Genomic DNA, 16876 nt, shown 5'->3' with positions numbered 1-16876 from the left:
GGCTGCGCCTCCAGCTCCCGCCTTCCTCCCGCGCTCGCAAGGCCCTGGTCCCCGGCGTTCGTCGAGTTCTGGCTGACGGGGCCTTGCTCGCTCAGTCGTCCAGGCAGGACCCCGGCTCCGCCCTTGCCGACGCTCGGAGGGGCTCGCTCGCGCAAGCGCTCGCTCGGAGGAGAGAACTGTCGGTGGGGCTGCGTACGCTCGTCGTATGCGTCCGATCACCGACCTGCAGCGCACGGTCGCCCCGTTCAAGATGGAGGCGGGCTTCGAGCCCGGAGGGGACCAGCCGACCGCCATCGCCGACCTCGAGCGCCGCATCAAGGCCGGCGAGCAGGACGTCGTGCTGCTCGGCGCGACCGGGACCGGCAAGACGGCGACGGTCGGCTGGCTGACCGAGCGCGTGCAGCGTCCGGTGCTGGTGATGCAGCCCAACAAGACGCTGGCCGCGCAGTTCGCGAACGAGCTGCGGCAGTTCTTCCCGCACAACGCCGTCGAGTACTTCGTCTCGTACTACGACTACTACCAGCCCGAGGCGTACATCCCGCAGAGCGACACCTACATCGAGAAGGACTCGTCGCTGAACGAGGAGGTCGAACGGCTCCGGCACTCGGCGACCAACTCGCTGCTGACCCGGCGCGACGTGATCGTCGTCGCGACCGTGTCGGCGATCTACGGCCTGGGGACCCCGCAGGAGTACGTCGACCGGATGGTCCGTCTCAAGGTCGGCCAGGAGGTCGACCGGGACGCCATGCTGCGGCGGCTCGTGAGCATCCAGTACGCCCGGAACGACCTGGCCGGGACCCGGGGCACCTTCCGCGTGCGCGGCGACACCCTCGAGGTGTTCCCCATGTACGAGGAGCTGGCCGTGCGCGTCGAGTTCTTCGGCGACGAGATCGAGCGGCTCTCGACGCTGCACCCGGTCACGGGCGAGGTGGTGACGGAGGACCAGGAGGTCTACATCTTCCCGGCCAGCCACTACATCGCCGGCCCGGAGCGCATGGAGCGGTCGATCCGCGACATCGAGGCCGAGCTGGGGGAGCGGCTGGGCCAGCTCGACGCCCAGCACAAGCTGCTCGAGTCGCAGCGGCTGCGGATGCGCACCAGCTACGACATCGAGATGATGCGCCAGATCGGCAGCTGCTCCGGCATCGAGAACTACTCGCGCCACATGGACGGCCGCGGCCCGGGGACGCCCCCGAACACGCTGCTCGACTACTTCCCCGAGGACTTCCTGCTCGTCGTCGACGAGTCGCACGTGACCATTCCGCAGATCGGCGGGATGTACGAGGGCGACATGTCGCGCAAGCGAACGCTCGTCGACCACGGCTTCCGGCTGCCGAGCGCGATGGACAACCGGCCGCTGCGCTTCGAGGAGTTCGCCGAGCGCATCGGCCAGACGGTCTACCTGTCGGCCACGCCCGGCGACTACGAGCTGGCCAAGGGCGACGGCTTCGTCGAGCAGATCATCCGCCCGACCGGACTGGTCGACCCGCAGGTCGTGGTCAAGCCGACCTCGGGCCAGATCGACGACCTGATCGCCGAGATCCGGATCCGGGCCGAGCGCGGCGAGCGCGTGCTCGTGACGACGCTGACCAAGAAGATGTCGGAGGACCTGACCGACTACCTGCTCGAGAACAAGGTCCGCACCCGCTACCTGCACTCCGAGGTCGACACGCTGCAGCGCATCGCCCTGCTGCGCGAGCTGCGGATGGGGGAGTACGACGTCCTGGTCGGCATCAACCTGCTGCGCGAGGGCCTCGACCTGCCCGAGGTGTCGCTGGTGTCGATCCTCGACGCCGACAAGGAGGGCTTCCTCCGCAGCGCGAAGAGCCTGATCCAGACCATCGGCCGCGCCGCCCGCAACGTGTCGGGCGAGGTGCACATGTACGCCGACTCGATCACCGACTCGATGGCGGCCGCCATCGACGAGACCAACCGCCGCCGCGAGATCCAGGTGGCGTACAACCTCGAGCACGGGATCGACCCGCAGCCGCTGCAGAAGAAGATCGCCGACATCACCGAGATGCTCGCCCGGGAGGACGCGGACACCGACTCGCTGCTGTCGGGGTCCGGCGCCGGCCGGCAGCGGGGCAAGGGCAAGTCGCCCGTGCCGAGCCTCGGCATGGAGTCCGCGGCGCAGGCGCGCAAGCTCGCCGGGCTGCCCGCGGGGGAGCTGGCGGACCTCGTGCAGCAGCTCACCGAGCAGATGCACGTGGCCGCGGCCGACCTGCAGTTCGAGGCCGCCGCCCGGATCCGCGACGAGGTGTCCGAGCTCAAGAAGGAGCTGCGGCAGATGGTCGAGGCCAACCGCTGATCCCGGCCGGCCCGCGCCCGGGCCGTGCAGCGTTCGACGGGCCCCTCCACCGGCTGCCATACTGGGCCGCTGGAGGGGAGTACTCCCCTGCGTGGGCATCGTCAGCACGGAGCGCCGGACCGTAGGGTCTGCCGCACCCGGTGCCCTCGGTCAGCGTGGCTGACGGAAGAGACCTCCGAGACTCTTGCGTTCCTCGAACCCCCGTCTCGGAAGGTCTTCCTGCATGGACGTCCACGGTTACGCCTGGGCCGCCACCATCGCGATCATGGTGGCGATCCTCGGCTTCGACATCTTCGTCATCGGACGGCGGCCGCACGAGCCGTCCATGAAGGAGGCCGGCACGGCGATCGGCGTCTTCGTCGCCCTCGCCGTCGTCTTCGGCCTCGGCGTGTGGGGGGTCTCCGGCCCCCGCTACGCGGGCGAGTTCTTCGCCGGCTGGCTCACCGAGTACAGCCTGTCGATCGACAACCTCTTCATCTTCATCATCATCATGACGAAGCTGAAGGTGCCCCGGGAGCTGCAGCAGTTCGCGCTGCTGGTGGGGATCGTGCTCGCCCTCGTGTTCCGCGGGATCTTCATCGCGGTCGGGGCGGCGGCGATCGACCGCTTCAGCTGGGTGTTCTTCCTCTTCGGCGCCTTCCTGCTCTACACCGCCGTGCGGCTCGTCATCGACTACCGCAACCACGACGACGACGAGGAGGCGCCGGACAACGCGCTCATCCGCTTCGTCCGTCGGCGCTTCCCCTCGACCGAGGACTTCGACGGCCCGCACCTGACGGTCAAGCGGGACGGCAAGCGGCTCATCACGCCGATGCTCATCGTCATCGTCGCGCTCGGCAGCACGGACCTGCTGTTCGCCCTGGACTCGATCCCGGCCATCTACGGGCTCACGCAGGAGCTGTACCTCGTCTTCACGGCCAACGTCTTCGCCCTGATGGGCCTGCGCCAGCTGTACTTCCTGCTGGGCGGCCTGCTGCGCAAGCTCGTCTACCTGTCGATCGGGCTGTCCTTCATCCTCGCCTTCATCGGCGTGAAGCTCGTCTTCCACGCGCTGCACGAGTACCACCTCGACGAGCGCCTGGGCATCCCGTTCAGCCTCGAGATCCCGATCTGGCTCTCGCTGCTGGTCATCATCGGCACGCTCACGATCACGGCCGTGGCCAGCCTGGTGAAGTCCCGCTGGGACGACGACCACGCGCAGCCGACGGGGACGGGCTCCAGCACCGCCGCCTGAGCGGCCGTCCCTCGGGCGGGCCGCTCGCCGCGGTGCTGCCCGATCGGGCGGCGCGGTGCGCGACCTGGCCCGGAAACAGAGGAAGTCCGTACCTACCTGCTCGGGGGTTCAGGTAGAGACGGACTTCCCGTGTGACGGACGAGGATGATGCTCGGGGGTTCATCACCCTCGTCCGACAGCAATTACTTTAGGCCACGGCCTGAACGAGAAGTTCAGGATCTGGTGTCAGCAACCGGACATGCCCTGTTGTTGACACGCTTCCGCGGAACGGCTCAGGCCGGCAGCGCGTGGGTGGCGTCGGCCCAGTCGTCGACGCGGTCGGCCGACGTCCGGGTGGCCAGGTCCGCGGCGATGACGGAGAGGGACGCGGAGACCAGCTCCAGGTCGTGGGGGTCGACCCGTTCGAGGGTGGCGGCGAGCCACCGGTGGCTCTCCTCAACCACGGAACGCCCGCGCTCGGTGAGGCTGACGATCGTCCGGCGGCGGTCGCGGGGGTGCCGGACCCGCTCGGCCACGCCCTGCCGCTCGAGGCGGTCGACCAGCGCGGTCAACGCGCTGCTCGTGAGCCCGAGGTCGCGGGCGAGCTCGGACTGGCCGCTGCTGCCGTTGACCGCGAGGTAGGAGAGCGCCTGGCTCTCGGTGGTCCCCAGGCCGATCGCTCCGGCCACCACCTGCCGGTAGCGCTCGCCGGCGAGAATGAGGCTGCGCAGGTTCAGGACGGCCTGATCCATCGCAGAAGTTCCGATGTTGATGTGCGTCTCCTGTCGCGAGGTCGACCACGACGGGACTCGTCGAGGTGCACCACATCTCCGACTGCCGAGACCCTGGGCGACGTCAGCGACGTGACCTCGGACGACCGGCAACCGAAGCAGCGCAGTTCCTCCGACCTACCACGTGCTTCACGGGTGATTCTAGCGCCGAAGTTTCTCGACCGATGAGCATTCCCACGGCCGGTTCTTTCTCGGCGACGGAATCCGCACGGGGGCAGACGCAAAGGAAGTCCGTACCTACCTGCTCGGGGGTTCAGGTAGAGACGGACTTCCCATGGGGTCGGACGAGGACGATGCTCGGGGGTTCATCGCCCTCGTCCGACACCCATGACGTTAGACGAGCCGGGCGACGGCCCGGGGGCGTTCTGATGTCCACTTCTGGACATAGCCGCTACAGGACGTCGTCGCGCGGACGAGCGAGCGGTCAGGTCGCCGGCAGGGCGTGCGTCGGGACGGGGTCGATGTCGCCCGCGGTCAGGCCCCGGGCGACCTCGTCCAGGTCGTCGGCGACCGCCGCGAGACCGCTGGAGAACCCGACGAGCTGGTCGGGGCCGAGGAGCTGGAGCGCGTGCGCCAGGCAGCGCCGGCTCTCGTCGGTGATCTGCCGGCCCCGTTCCGTGAGCCGGACGATCGTGCGCCGCCGGTCCCGCGGGTGCCGGGTGCGCTCCGCGACGCCCTGGCGCTCGAGCCGGTCCACGAGGGCCGTGGAGGCGCTGCTCGTCAGCTGCAGGTCCTTGGCGAGGTCGGACTGGCCGCGCTCCCCGTGCAGCGCCAGGCAGGACAGCGCCTGGCTCTCGGTCGTCCCCAGCCCGACCGAGACCGACACGGACTGGCGGTAGTGCTCGGCGGCGAGGATCAGTCGGCGGAGGTTCCGGACGGCGTCGGTGAGGTCGTCGTCGGGGATGCGCTCTCCTGAGGCAGGGACGTCCGTGGACGTCTGTCGGGTGCGGTCTTGGACCGAACGGCCTGGGACTCTCCCCCAACGGGAGTCCGCAGGACACGTTCAAGGCCGAAGCCGGTAGTTCCTCCGACGTACTACCTGCTTGCGAGTAAGACGATACCAAGAAGTTGCTAGATGAGCGAGCATCTCAATAGACAAAGCATCAATCGTTCGTGCGTGAACGAACGGGCCCGACGCCCTCCAGGAGGACGCCGGGCCCGCTGCTGCGGTCTCGAGACCGATCACGACCGCCGGGTGACGGTCAGGCGGCGACCGTGACGGCCGGTGCCGCGGCCGGCTCGAGCGCGGCGGTGACCAGCGTCGCGACGTCGGTGGTCAGGACCACCTCGACCGCGTCGGTGACCTCCGACGGGACCTCGTCGAGGTCCGGGGCGTTGCGCTGCGGCACGAACACCGTCGTCAGCCCCGCCCGCTGCGCGGCGAGCAGCTTCTGCTTGAGCCCGCCGATCGGCAGGACGCGGCCGTTCAGCGTGACCTCGCCGGTCATGCCCACCTCGCCGCGCACCGGTCGCCCGGTCGCCATCGAGGTCAGGGCGGTCACCATCGTGACGCCCGCGGAGGGACCGTCCTTGGGGACGGCACCCGCCGGCACGTGCACGTGGATCGGCCGGTCGAGCACGCTCGGGTCGGTGATCCCGAGCTGCTCGGCGTGCGCCCGGACGTAGGAGAGGGCGATGTGGGCCGACTCCTTCATGACGTCACCGAGCTGGCCGGTCAGCGTCAGGCCGCCGCCCTTGCCCTCCGACGCCGGCAGCACGCTGGCCTCGATGAACAGGGTGTCGCCGCCCATGCCGGTCACCGCGAGGCCGGTGGCCACGCCGGGGACCGAGGTCCGCTCGTGCGCCTCCGGGGTGAAGCGCGGACGCCCGAGGAACTCGCGCAGGTTCGCCCTGGTGATCACCAGCGGACCGTCCTGGTCGCCGGACGACGCGAGCCGCGTGGTCGCCTTGCGGAGCGCCTTGGCCAGCAGCCGCTCGAGCTGGCGTACGCCGGGCTCGTGCGTGTAGTCGGCCGCGACCTCGCGCAGCGCCTCGTCGTCGACCTGCACCTCGTCGGCGGTCAGCGCCGCCCGCTCCAGCTGCCGCGGAAGCAGGAAGTCGCGGGCGATGGCCACCTTGTCCTCCTCGGTGTAGCCGTCGAGGGTGACGAGCTCCATCCGGTCGAGCAGGGGCTGCGGGATGTTCTCGACCACGTTGGCGGTGGCCAGGAACAGCACGTCGGACAGGTCGAGGTCCACCTCGACGTAGTGGTCGCGGAACGTGTGGTTCTGCGCCGGGTCGAGCACCTCGAGCAGGGCCGCGGACGGGTCGCCGCGGTAGTCGGAGCCGACCTTGTCGATCTCGTCGAGCAGCACGACCGGGTTCATCGAACCCGCCTCGCTGATCGCGCGGACGATCCGGCCGGGCAGCGCGCCGACGTACGTGCGCCGGTGCCCGCGGATCTCGGCCTCGTCGCGGACGCCACCGAGGGCGACGCGGACGAACTTGCGTCCGAGCGAGCGCGCGACGGACTCACCGAGGGAGGTCTTGCCGACCCCGGGAGGTCCGGCGAGCACCATCACGGCGCCGGAGCCGCGGCCGCCGACGAGCTCGAGCCCGCGCTCGGCGCGACGCGCCCGCACGGCCAGGTACTCGACGATGCGGTCCTTGACGTCCTCCAGCCCGTGGTGGTCGGCGTCGAGCACCTCGCGCGCGGCGCGGATGTCGGTGGAGTCCTCGGTCGTGACGGACCAGGGGAGGTCCAGGACGGTGTCGAGCCAGGTGCGGATCCAGCCCGACTCCGGGCTCTGGTCGCTGGCGCGCTCGAGCTTGCCGACCTCGCGGAGCGCGGCCTTGCGGACGTCCTCGGGCAGGTCGGCGGCCTCGACGCGGCCGCGGTAGTCGTCGGCCCCCTCGGGCTCGTCCTCGCCCAGCTCCTTGCGGATGGCGCTGAGCTGCTGGCGCAGCAGGAACTCGCGCTGGCTCTTCTCCATGCCCTCGCGGACGTCGTCGGCGATCTTGTCGTTGACCTCGGTCTCGGCGATGTGGTTCTTGACCCACTCGACGAGCACGCGGAGACGGTCGACCACGTACGGGGTCTCGAGCAGCTCGCGCTTCTGCTCGTCGCTCAGCCAGGACGCGTAGCCGGCCAGGTCGGCCAGGGCGCTCGCGTCGGTCACCTTGTTCACGGTGTCGATGACCTGCCAGGCGTCACGGCGCTGCAGGGTCGCGACGAGGAGGTGCTTGTACTCCTCGGCCAGGGCGCGGATCTCGTCGGTCTCGAAGACCGGGTCGAGCTCCTCGGCCTCGATCCAGAGCGCGGTGCCGGGGCCGGAGACGCCGGAACCGATCTTCACGCGGCGGTCGGCCTTGAGCACCGCGGCCGGGTCGCCGTTCTGCAGGCGGCCGAGCTGGACGATCTTGGCGACCACGCCGTACGAGGCGTAGCGGTCGTTCAGACGGGGGGCGACGAGCAGCGTGTCGTCGCTGTGCGCGCGGGCCGCGTCGATCGTGGCCTTCGTCGCGTCGTCGAGCTCGACCGGCACGACCATGCCGGGGAGCACGACCAGGTCGTTCAGGAAGAGGATGGGGAGTTCGGTTGTCGTCACTGGGGTCAAGCCTCCGTTCGAGGTCGCCCAGGTGGTGGTTGAGCGACATCGACTCAAGGCTGTGGCCGGGCGATTTCTTCCCGCACCTCCCGGCGTCCTCTGGGGGCGAACAGGGTGCTGGACGCGTCAGCCCGAGGCGGCCGTGACCACGGTGTCCAGCACGTGCTCGGTCATCCCCGGCGGCCAGGGGAAGGCGCGGGCCACGAGCCGCTGGTGGGCGTAGCCGTGGAGCAGCACCCAGGTCGTGACGGCGGTCGTCACGGAGGCGTCATCTCGGTCCGGGTCGCTCCGGCCGGCCCGGACGGCGTCGGCGAACACCGCGATCACGTCCGAGCCGAGGTCCTCGACGGCGTGCCGCTCGACGGCGCTGCGGGCGACGGCGGACGTCGCGTCCCACTGGCCGCCGAACATGGCCTGGTAGCGACCCGGGTGCCGCTCGGCGTAGTCGAGGTAGGCCCGGCAGGTCGCGCGCAGCCGCGCCGAGGTTTGCGGAGCCGCGGCGGCGGCGTCGGTGAGGTTGTTCGCGAGGTCGGCGAAGGCGCGTTCCGCCACGGCGAGCAGGATCGCGTCGATGTCGGCGAAGTGCGCGTAGATCGCCGGGGCGCTGACGCCGATGCTCCGCGCCAGCCCGCGGAGCGTGAGGGCCGGGACGCCCGCGTCGTCGACGGTGTCGAGAGCGGCCGCGACGATCTGCAGACCGAGGGCGGCTCCGGCGCCACGAGGGTTGCGGGCCCGCCGGGTGGGAGCGGGTGCCGGCGTCATGGGGCCACCGTAACCCCTGTCTTGACTGCCGTAAATAAACGCTGTTAAGTAGCGCTCGTGACCACCCCGGCTCCCTCCGCCACCAGCGCCCCCGCTCCCGGCACCGCCCTCGCTCGCACCGGTGCCGCGGCGCTCGTCGCCGGCCCGCTCGTGTTCCTCACGCTCGAGGCCGTCTCGGCCTGGGCCTGGGACTACCCCGCCTACAGCTACGCCAGGAACTGGATCAGCGACCTCGGGGTGCCCGACCCCGGCACGTTCCAGGGGCGGGTCATCGACTCCCCGCTCGCCTGGCTCATGAACACCGGCTTCGTGCTCGGCGGCCTCGCGCTCCTGCTCGGGGTCGTCGCCGTCACCCGGGCCGTGGCACCGCGCAGGACACGGGTCGCCGCCCTCGGCCTGGGCGTCGCCGCGGGGATCGGGTACGTGCTGGTGGGGCTCACCCACACCTCCACCGCCGCAGCCGCCGACGGCACGATCGTGCTGCACTTCGCCGGCGCGTCCCTGGCCATCCTCGGCGGCAACACCCTCGCCCTGGTCCTCGGCGTCCACTGGCGGCGCCGGCCCGGGACCCGTGCGCTCGGACGTACGGCCGCTCTCCTGGGGGTGCTCGGGCTCGTGGCGGCCGCCACCCTGCTCGTCACCGCCACCAGCACCTCGGCCCCGAACGGGCTCGTCGAACGCGTGTCCGTCTACACCCTCCTGCTCTTCGAGATCCGCACCGGCCTCCACCTGGCGGCGAGGACGACGACGGGTCGTTCCTCGACCGGAGACGCCTGAACCGCTCCCGCCGGGGCGTGCCCCGTCAGAGGGCCGACGGCGTCACGCGTCGGCGCTGAGCGTGATCCGGACCTCGCGCAGCTGGTCGCCGAACGCCTGCAGCACCCGGAGCCGGGGGTCCACGGTCGGCAGGACGCGGGGCAGCAGCAGCGCGCGGAGCGGGGACAGCCGAGGGTCGGCCAGCACGGCGTGCACGCCGGCCGCGTCCCCGCCCCCCACGACGGCGGTCAGCTCGCCGACGTGGGGGAGGAGCAGGGTCGCGGCCACGCCGGCGGCCTCGGCGTACGCGTCCCGGGTCTGGTTGGCCCGGCGCCGGGCGTAGCGCTGCTGCGACCAGCCGCCGGCCTTGGTCGTGCCCTGGACGTACGAGCTGCCGACCTTGGAGCCCACCAGGCGGCGGCCCTCGAACCAGCCGACCGCGTAGCCGCCGCGGCGCACCAGGACGGCCCCGACGGTCCGGTCGGCGAGCGCGTGCTCGACGAGCCCGGGCACCCCGGCAGCCTCGGGCAGCGGCGGGAAGGGGACCTCGACGACCGCGCGGGCGCCGTCGCCGGCGACCAGGACGAGCGCCCGGTCGCTCTCCTCGGTCGAGACGACGCCGTGCCGGGTCTCGAAGCGGGCGACCCAGCCGGACAGCCGCTCAGCGGCCACCAGCACGACGCGTCCGGGGTCACCGTCACCGGTGGTGCGAGGTGCTTCGGTCGTCACGGGTCACGCCTCCGTCCGGGGTGGTCCGCGCGATGCTCGTGCGTGGCTGCGCGCTCGCGCACCCGACACGCCGGGGCCGGGGTGCGGAAGTGCGCACCCCGGCCCCGGCCCCGCCGTCAGCCCTTGTTGCTGAACGCCGCGTCGAACGCGGCCTCGGGGGCGTCGAAGGCGAGGCGCCGCACGAACTCCAGCGCCTCGGGGGCGCCGACCAGGCGGTCCATGCCGGCGTCCTCCCACTCGACGGAGATCGGCCCGGTGTAGCCGATCGTGTTGAGCATCCGGAAGCACCGCTCCCACGGGACGTCGCCGTGCCCGGTGGAGACGAAGTCCCAGCCGCGGCGCGGGTCGGCCCACGCCAGGTGGGAGCCCATCCGGCCGTTGCGGCCGTTGCCCACCTGGAGCTTGGCGTCCTTGCAGTCGACGTGGACGATGCGGTCCTGGAAGTCCCAGAGGAACCCGACCGGGTCGAGGTCCTGCCACACGAAGTGGCTCGGGTCCCAGTTGAGGCCGAAGGCCTCGCGGTGCCCGACCGCCTCGAGCGCCCGCGTCGTCGTCCAGTAGTCGTACGCGATCTCGCTGGGGTGCACCTCGTGCCCGAACTTCACGCCCTCGGCGTCGAAGACGTCGAGGATCGGGTTCCAGCGGTTCGCGAAGTCCTCGTAACCGGCGTCGACGAGCGACTGCGACGCCGGCGGGAACATCGCCACGTACTTCCAGATCGACGACCCGGTGAACCCGACGACCACGTCGACGCCCAGCTTGCGGGCGGCGCGCGCGGTCATCTTCATCTCCTCGGCCGCGCGCTGCCGCACGCCCTCGGCGTCGCCGTCGCCCCAGATCCGGTCCGGCAGGATGTCGCGGTGCCGGGCGTCGATCGGGTCGTCGCAGACGGCCTGGCCCTTGAGGTGGTTGCTGATCGCGAACACCTGCAGGCCGTGCCGCTTCAGCGTCTCGAGCTTGGCGGGGACGTACGCGGCGTCCTCCACCGCGGCCCAGGGGTCGAAGTGGTCGCCCCAGCAGGCGATCTCGAGGCCGTCGTAGCCCCAGGACGACGCCAGGCGGCAGACCTCCTCGAAGGGGAGGTCGGCCCACTGGCCGGTGAAGAGGGTGATCGGTCGGGTCATCGGTTGCGTGCTCCTTCGCGGGTGCGGGGTCGGGGCCGGTCGGCTCAGGACTCGAAGGCGGTGCCGAGGTACTGGTCGACGTTGTCCTTGGTGACGACCGGTGCGTAGAGCTGGACCTTGCGGGGGACCTCCACCTCGGGCAGGTCGCCCAGGCCCTTCTTCTGGACGAGCAGGCGGGCCAGCTTGATGCCGTCGGCGCCCTGGGTCGACGGGTAGATGACCGTGGCCTTCAGCACGCCGGTGCCGCTCTGGATGTCGCGCATGGCGTTGGCAGAGCCGGCGCCGCCCACCATCATGAACTCGCTCCGGTTGGCGTTCTTGATGGCCGCGAGCACGCCCACGCCCTGGTCGTCGTCGTGGTTCCAGATCGCGTCGATCTTGGGCGCGGCCTGGAGCAGGTTCGAGGTGGCCTTCTCGCCGCCCTCCACGGTAAAGTCGGCGGCCACGCGGTTGTTGACCGACAGCCCGCACTTCGACAGCGCGTCCTTGAAGCCCTTGCTGCGGTCCTGCGTCAGGGGCAGCGAGTCGATGCCGGCGATCTCGGCGACGACGGCGTCGGTCTTGCCCTGCAGCTGGGTGCAGATGTACTGCCCGGCCGAGACGCCCATGCCGTAGTTGTCGCCGAGGACGGTGACGCGGGCGGCGTTCGGGTCGCTGAACTCGCGGTCGACGTTGATCACCGGGATGCCGGCGTCCATCGCCTTCTTCGCCACGGTCGTCAGGGCCGCGCCGTCGAAGGGGAGGATGACGATCGCGTCGACCTTGTCGTTGATGAAGGTCTCCACCTGGCTGATCTGCAGGTTCACGTCGTTCGTGCCGGCGGCGACCTTGAGCTCGACGTCGGGGTTCTCGGCCGCCACCTTCTTGGCGTTGTCGGTGATCGCGGCGATCCAGCCGTGGTCGGCGGACGGGGCCGAGAAGCCGATGGTGACCTTGTCGCCGGGCGCGTCGTTCCCGGAACCACCGCCCGCGGCGGGGGCGCTCTGCGCGGGTGCGTTCTCGGCGGGTGCCGGGGTGTTGCTCGTGCAGCCGGCGACCGCGAGCAGGGCCGTGCAGGAGAGGACGGTGGCGGTGCCGAGCAGGCTGCGGCGCAGCCCTCCGGACGGACGTGCGGACATGGAGACTTCCTTTCGACGGTGAACGGGTCTGGTGTCGCTGGGTGCTGCGGGCCGTGCGGTCGTACGGGTCGTGCGGCTAGGTCTTGCGGGCCGCGAGCCGCTGCTGGAGCAGGACGGCGGCGACGATGATCAGGCCCTTCACGACGGACTGGGCCGAGACGGACAGGTTGTTGAGCGTGAAGACGTTCGACAGGGTCGTGAAGATCAGCACGCCGAGCACGGTGCCGACGATGGTGCCGCGCCCGCCGGACAGCAGGGTCCCGCCGATGACGACCGCCGCGATGGCGTCGAGCTCGTAGAGGGTGCCGTGCGTCGAGCTGCCGGTCGTCGTGCGGGCGACCAGCATCAGCGCGGCGACGCCGCAGCACAGGCCGAGCAGCACGTAGAGGTACATCGTGTGCCGCTGGACGCGGATGCCGGCCAGGCGCGCGGCCTCCGGGTTGCCGCCGACGGCGACGGTGCGGCGCCCGAACGTCGTCCGGTTGAGCACGACCCACCCGATCGCCGCGACGACGGCGAAGAGGATGACCAGCACCGGGATCCCCAGCACGTCGGCGTCGAGGACGGAGACGAAGGCGGGGACGTTCACGATCTGGGTGCGCCGGTTGGAGATGATCTCGGCCAGCCCGCGGGCGCCGGCGAGCATCGCCAGGGTGGCGATGAACGGGACGATCCGCCCGTACGCGACGAGCACCCCGTTGACCAGCCCGCAGCCGGCGCCGACGGCGAGGGCCGCGAAGACCATCACGAGCCAGGTGCTGTCGTTCGCGATGGTCTGGGTGGCCAGGGTCGTGCACCACACGGAGCTGAGGGCCACGATCGCGCCGACCGACAGGTCGATGCCGCCGCCGGTGATGACGAAGGTCAGGCCCACGCTCACGACGCCGATGACCGCGGCGAGCCGGAGGATCGTCAGGACGTTGTTGAGGTCGGCGAAGCGGTCGCCGCCCGTCACCACCCCGGCGACGCAGAGCACCAGCAGCGCGACGACCAGGCCGAGGTTCCGGCCGGCCGCGGTGCGCAGCAGGTGGGCGATCCCGCCGCCGTCCCGGTCCGAGGTCCTCGTCGGCCTCGCTGACGGCGGCTGGGCGCCGGGGGAGGGGGTGGCGCGACCGACCACCGCGGTCTCGGGCTCGCTCATGCGGGTGCTCCTTCCATGACCAGGTCCAGGACCTGTGCTTCGTCGAGGGTCGACGCGGGGGCCTCGTGGACCACCGCGCCCTCCCGCATGACCAGGACCCGGTCGGCCAGGCCGAGGACCTCTTCCACCTCGCTGGAGACGACCACGACGGCCACCCCCGAGTCCGCGAGCGCCCGGACGAGCGTGTAGATCTCCGTCCGCGCGCCGATGTCGACGCCGCGCGTCGGCTCGTCGAGCAGCAGGACCTTGCACTCGCGCAGCAGCCAGCGGGCCAGCACGACCTTCTGCTGGTTGCCGCCGGACAGCGTGCGGACGGCCCGGTCGACCCCGGCCGGTCGGACGTCGAGGGACTCCGTCATCTCCCGCGCCGCCACCCGCTCGGCGGCGTGGTCGAGGAAGCCGGCCCTCGAGAACCGCTGCAGCGTGGAGATGGTGATGTTGGAGGCCACCGACTCGTCGAGCAGCAGGCCCTGGCTCTTGCGCTCCTCGGGGCACAGCCCGACGCCGGCGGCCACGCGGGCCGCGACCGAGCCGTTGGGCATCGTCCGGCCGTTCACGCGGACCGTCCCGGCCGTGGCGCGACGGGCGCCGTACAGGGTCTCGACGACCTCCGACCGCCCGGCGCCGACGAGCCCGGCGAGGCCCAGGATCTCGCCCGCGTGGACCGAGAAGGTGACGGGGGAGAAGAGCCCGCGACGCTCGAGCGCGTCGACCTCGAGGACGGGCGCGGCGTCGCCCCGGGGCTCGTTCGTCCGGGGCGGGAAGACGTACTCGATCGAGCGGCCGGTCATCAGCCGGATGAGCTCGCGCGTCGGGGTCTCGCTCACGGGCAGGTCGGTGGCGACGCTGGACCCGTCCTTGAGGACCGTGATCCGGTCGCCGATCTGCCGGATCTCCTCGAGCCGGTGGGAGATGTAGACGACGGCGACGCCCTGCGCGACGAGGCCGCGGACGACGCGGAAGAGGTTCTCGACCTCGCCCGCGTCGAGCACGGCGGACGGCTCGTCGAGGATCAGCAGCCGGGTGTCGTGGGAGAGCGCCCGCGCCATGCTGACGATCTGCTGCGAGGCGGGGGAGAGGCTGCCGACCGACCGGTTGACCCCGATGCCGCTGTGCCCCATCCGCGCGAGCAGCTCCCGCGCCCGGGTGGCGGCCTGGTGCCGACGGGTGAAGCCGCCGGTGGACAGCTCGTGGCCGAGGAAGATGTTCTCGGTGACCGACAGGTCGGCCACCAGGTCGAGCTCCTGGTAGATCGTCGAGATGCCGACCTTGATCGCGCCGATCGGCGTCGGGAAGGTCACCGGGCGCCCCTCCCAGCGGATCTCGCCGCCGTCGGGCTGGTACGAGCCCGACAGCACCTTGATCAAGGTGGACTTGCCGGCCCCGTTCTGGCCCAGCAGGCAGTGCACCTCGGCCGCGCGAACCGTCAGGTCGACCCCGCCGAGCGCGAGGACGCCGGGGAACCGCTTGAGGATGCCGCGCATCTCCAGCAGCGGCGGTGGCCCCGCGTCCGCGGGAGGTGCCGGGTCGTTCGGTGCGACGGTCATGCCGGTGCTCCTGCCGGGACGGGTGCGGTCGTGGCCACGACCGTGGGGTCGTCGAAGATGCGGCTCATCGCCTCGAGGGCCCCACCGCGGGCGGCCGCGGTGAACCCGAGCGCGGAGGGTTCGACGCGGCAGCCGCCGCGCGCGGGGGCGAAGACGCGGTCGGGCAGGCTGCGGGTCAGCGGTTCGGCGAGCCAGGGCCCGAGGAGGGCGAAGTAGCCGCCCAGCACGAGCACCTCGGGGTCGTAGAGGTTGACGAGGATGCCGGCTCCCAGGCCGAGCCACTCGGCCGTGCCGCGCAGCGCGCCCAGCGTCCGGGCGTCGCCCGCGGCGGCCCGCGCCGTGACCGTGCCGATGCGCTGCACGACGTCGAGGCCCGGTCCGCGTACCGGGTCGTCCCCGTCGGCGGCGGCCGCGAGCAGCGCGTCCAGGCCGACGACGGTCTCCCAGCAGCCGCGCCGGCCGCAGCCGCACCGGCGCCCGCCCGGGTCGAGCTGGAGGTGGCCGACCTCCCCGGCGAAGCCGCGCCGACCCCGCAGGAGCTGACCGGCGGCCACGACGCCGGCGCCGACCCCGACCACGCCGGTGAGCACGACGAGGTCGCTGACCCCGGCCCGGCCGGCGGACCCGACCTCCGCCCGCGCGGCGAGGTTGGCCTCGTTGTCGAGCAGCAGGGGCCAGGCGGGGTCGCCCAGCAGGGTGCGCATCGTCTCGACGACGGGCGTCTGCGACCAGCCGAGGTTGGGGGCGCCGAGCACGCGCCCGGTCGAACGTTCGACCAGCCCGGGGACGGCCAGCGTGACGCCGACGAGCTCCGACCCGGCCGCCGTCAGCTCCGCCGCGACCTCGAGGACCAGGGCCGCGAGCCGGGGGAGCACGACCCGCGTGCCGACCTCGTCGGCCGCCACCGGCACCCAGCGCTCGGCGAGGACCTCGCTCCGGACGTTCAGGGCGACGACGGCGAGGTAGCCGAGGTTGACCTCGGCGCCGACGGTGAAGAAGGCCCCGCCGTGCAGGTCGACCTGCTGCGAGGGCCGGCCGACCGCCCCGCGCTCGGTCTCGCCCTCGGCGACCAGCCCGCGCTCGACGAGCTCGGCGACCAGGCTGGAGACGGTGGCCTTGTTCAGGCCGGTCTCGGCCGCGATGGTCGCCCGGCTGCGGGCGCCGCTGGCCCGCAGGTGCGCCATGACCAGGGCCAGGTTGTGCCGCCGGACCGCGAGGAGACCGGCCGATGCACCCGCATCGGCCAGCGTCGGTCTGGCAGGGTTCAGCACAACAGGCTCCTTTGTCTGTTGGGCCAACAAACTAAGAGCCGGCTGTGGGCGCGTCAAGGACCTCGGGCGGGTTGCTTCTTGGCGTCGCCGGAGCCGTACGGGTCAGAACCCCAACCCGGCCGAGGGCAGGACCAGGCCCCGCACCTCGAACTCCTCCTCGACCGGCCGCGGGACCTCCTGCGCGGAGCCCACGCCGGCGGACGCGGCGAGCAGGGGCCAGACGAGCTCGCGGTTGTAGCGGTCGAGCAGCTCCTTCGACGACCAGACCTCGATGATCTGGAACCCCGTCGGCGTCGCCCGCGCCACGTGCAGCAGCAGCCCCTCGACCGCCGTGCCCACGTGGTCCAGCAGCTGCCGGTGCATGCCGTCGTACAGCTCGGCGGGCGCGGCGACCTGGGTGATGATCCCGTACGTCACGGGGACCCCCTCCTGCCGGCGACGGCGCCGGTGCGGTGCTGACCGGTCACCCGGGCTGGCCGGTCGGTGCCCGTCGGAGCCCCCAGGGTCGCGGGGCACGGCGCCGGGCCGCAACGGTCGGTTCGCGGGTCTGGCGCCGAGGGGGAGC

At 71.9% G+C, this 16876-nt stretch carries 14 protein-coding genes; 3 read left to right on the top strand and 11 right to left on the bottom strand.

Annotated elements, in window-relative coordinates; genetic code table 11:
- The first annotated feature begins 205 nt into the window (after positions 1-205).
- Both uvrB and ABD665_RS07915 read left to right on the top strand, forming a co-directional pair.
- The gene (uvrB, locus tag ABD665_RS07920) at positions 206-2311 is read left to right on the top strand and encodes an excinuclease ABC subunit UvrB (protein ID WP_204911463.1); all 2106 of its coding nucleotides are present in this window, start codon (positions 206-208) and stop codon (positions 2309-2311) included.
- A gap of 223 nt (positions 2312-2534) precedes the next feature.
- Positions 2535-3545: a TerC/Alx family metal homeostasis membrane protein gene (locus tag ABD665_RS07915; RefSeq protein ID WP_204911464.1), complete on the top strand. Its 1011-nt coding sequence runs from the start codon at positions 2535-2537 to the stop codon at positions 3543-3545.
- Between the two features lie 272 nt (positions 3546-3817).
- Here ABD665_RS07915 and ABD665_RS07910 read toward each other — a convergent pair whose 3' ends face one another.
- The 4 genes from ABD665_RS07910 to ABD665_RS07895 form a co-directional block, all read right to left on the bottom strand.
- Positions 3818-4276: a MarR family transcriptional regulator gene (locus tag ABD665_RS07910; protein WP_204911465.1), complete on the bottom strand. Its 459-nt coding sequence runs from the start codon at positions 4274-4276 to the stop codon at positions 3818-3820.
- Positions 4277-4739: 463 nt separating this feature from the next.
- Positions 4740-5141: a MarR family transcriptional regulator gene (locus tag ABD665_RS07905; RefSeq protein WP_204911466.1), complete on the bottom strand. Its 402-nt coding sequence runs from the start codon at positions 5139-5141 to the stop codon at positions 4740-4742.
- A 376-nt stretch (positions 5142-5517) separates the two neighbouring features.
- Positions 5518-7863, bottom strand: coding sequence for an endopeptidase La (lon, locus tag ABD665_RS07900; RefSeq protein WP_344741722.1), 2346 nt, complete (start codon positions 7861-7863; stop codon positions 5518-5520).
- 126 nt (positions 7864-7989) lie between these two features.
- Positions 7990-8625 (bottom strand): WHG domain-containing protein, encoded by a 636-nt coding sequence (locus tag ABD665_RS07895; RefSeq protein ID WP_204911467.1) that lies wholly within the window; start codon positions 8623-8625, stop codon positions 7990-7992.
- Between the two features lie 57 nt (positions 8626-8682).
- Here ABD665_RS07895 and ABD665_RS07890 point away from each other — a divergent pair, with 57 nt between their 5' ends.
- Positions 8683-9402 (top strand): DUF998 domain-containing protein, encoded by a 720-nt coding sequence (locus tag ABD665_RS07890; RefSeq protein WP_204911468.1) that lies wholly within the window; start codon positions 8683-8685, stop codon positions 9400-9402.
- A 42-nt stretch (positions 9403-9444) separates the two neighbouring features.
- Here the strand turns inward: ABD665_RS07890 and ABD665_RS07885 are convergent, their stop codons facing one another.
- The 7 genes from ABD665_RS07885 to ABD665_RS07855 all read right to left on the bottom strand — a co-directional run bounded on the left by ABD665_RS07885 (position 9445) and on the right by ABD665_RS07855 (position 16728).
- Positions 9445-10110: an acVLRF1 family peptidyl-tRNA hydrolase gene (locus ABD665_RS07885; RefSeq protein WP_204911469.1), complete on the bottom strand. Its 666-nt coding sequence runs from the start codon at positions 10108-10110 to the stop codon at positions 9445-9447.
- Between the two features lie 116 nt (positions 10111-10226).
- Positions 10227-11234 (bottom strand): TIM barrel protein, encoded by a 1008-nt coding sequence (locus ABD665_RS07880; protein WP_204911470.1) that lies wholly within the window; start codon positions 11232-11234, stop codon positions 10227-10229.
- Positions 11235-11278: 44 nt separating this feature from the next.
- The gene (locus ABD665_RS07875) at positions 11279-12352 is read right to left on the bottom strand and encodes a substrate-binding domain-containing protein (RefSeq protein ID WP_204911471.1); all 1074 of its coding nucleotides are present in this window, start codon (positions 12350-12352) and stop codon (positions 11279-11281) included.
- Positions 12353-12428: 76 nt separating this feature from the next.
- Entirely contained in the window at positions 12429-13493 is a 1065-nt protein-coding gene (locus ABD665_RS07870) for an ABC transporter permease subunit (protein WP_204911472.1), read from the bottom strand.
- Complete coding sequence (locus ABD665_RS07865; protein WP_204911473.1) at positions 13490-15040, bottom strand: ATP-binding cassette domain-containing protein; 1551 nt, start codon at positions 15038-15040, stop codon at positions 13490-13492. Before ABD665_RS07865 ends, ABD665_RS07870 begins: the two co-directional genes overlap by 4 nt.
- Positions 15037-16311 carry an ROK family transcriptional regulator gene (locus ABD665_RS07860; protein ID WP_344741717.1) on the bottom strand — a complete coding sequence of 425 codons (1275 nt, stop codon included), beginning with the start codon at positions 16309-16311 and terminating at the stop codon, positions 15037-15039. Before ABD665_RS07860 ends, ABD665_RS07865 begins: the two co-directional genes overlap by 4 nt.
- A gap of 102 nt (positions 16312-16413) precedes the next feature.
- Positions 16414-16728, bottom strand: coding sequence for a hypothetical protein (locus ABD665_RS07855; protein WP_204911474.1), 315 nt, complete (start codon positions 16726-16728; stop codon positions 16414-16416).
- Between the last annotated feature and the right edge of the window lie 148 nt (positions 16729-16876).

Source organism: Microlunatus spumicola, assembly GCF_039536445.1.
Taxonomy (GTDB): domain Bacteria; phylum Actinomycetota; class Actinomycetes; order Propionibacteriales; family Propionibacteriaceae; genus Microlunatus; species Microlunatus spumicola.
Note: the sequence above shows the minus strand (reverse complement) of the source record. Positions and strands in the feature narration are given on the sequence as shown.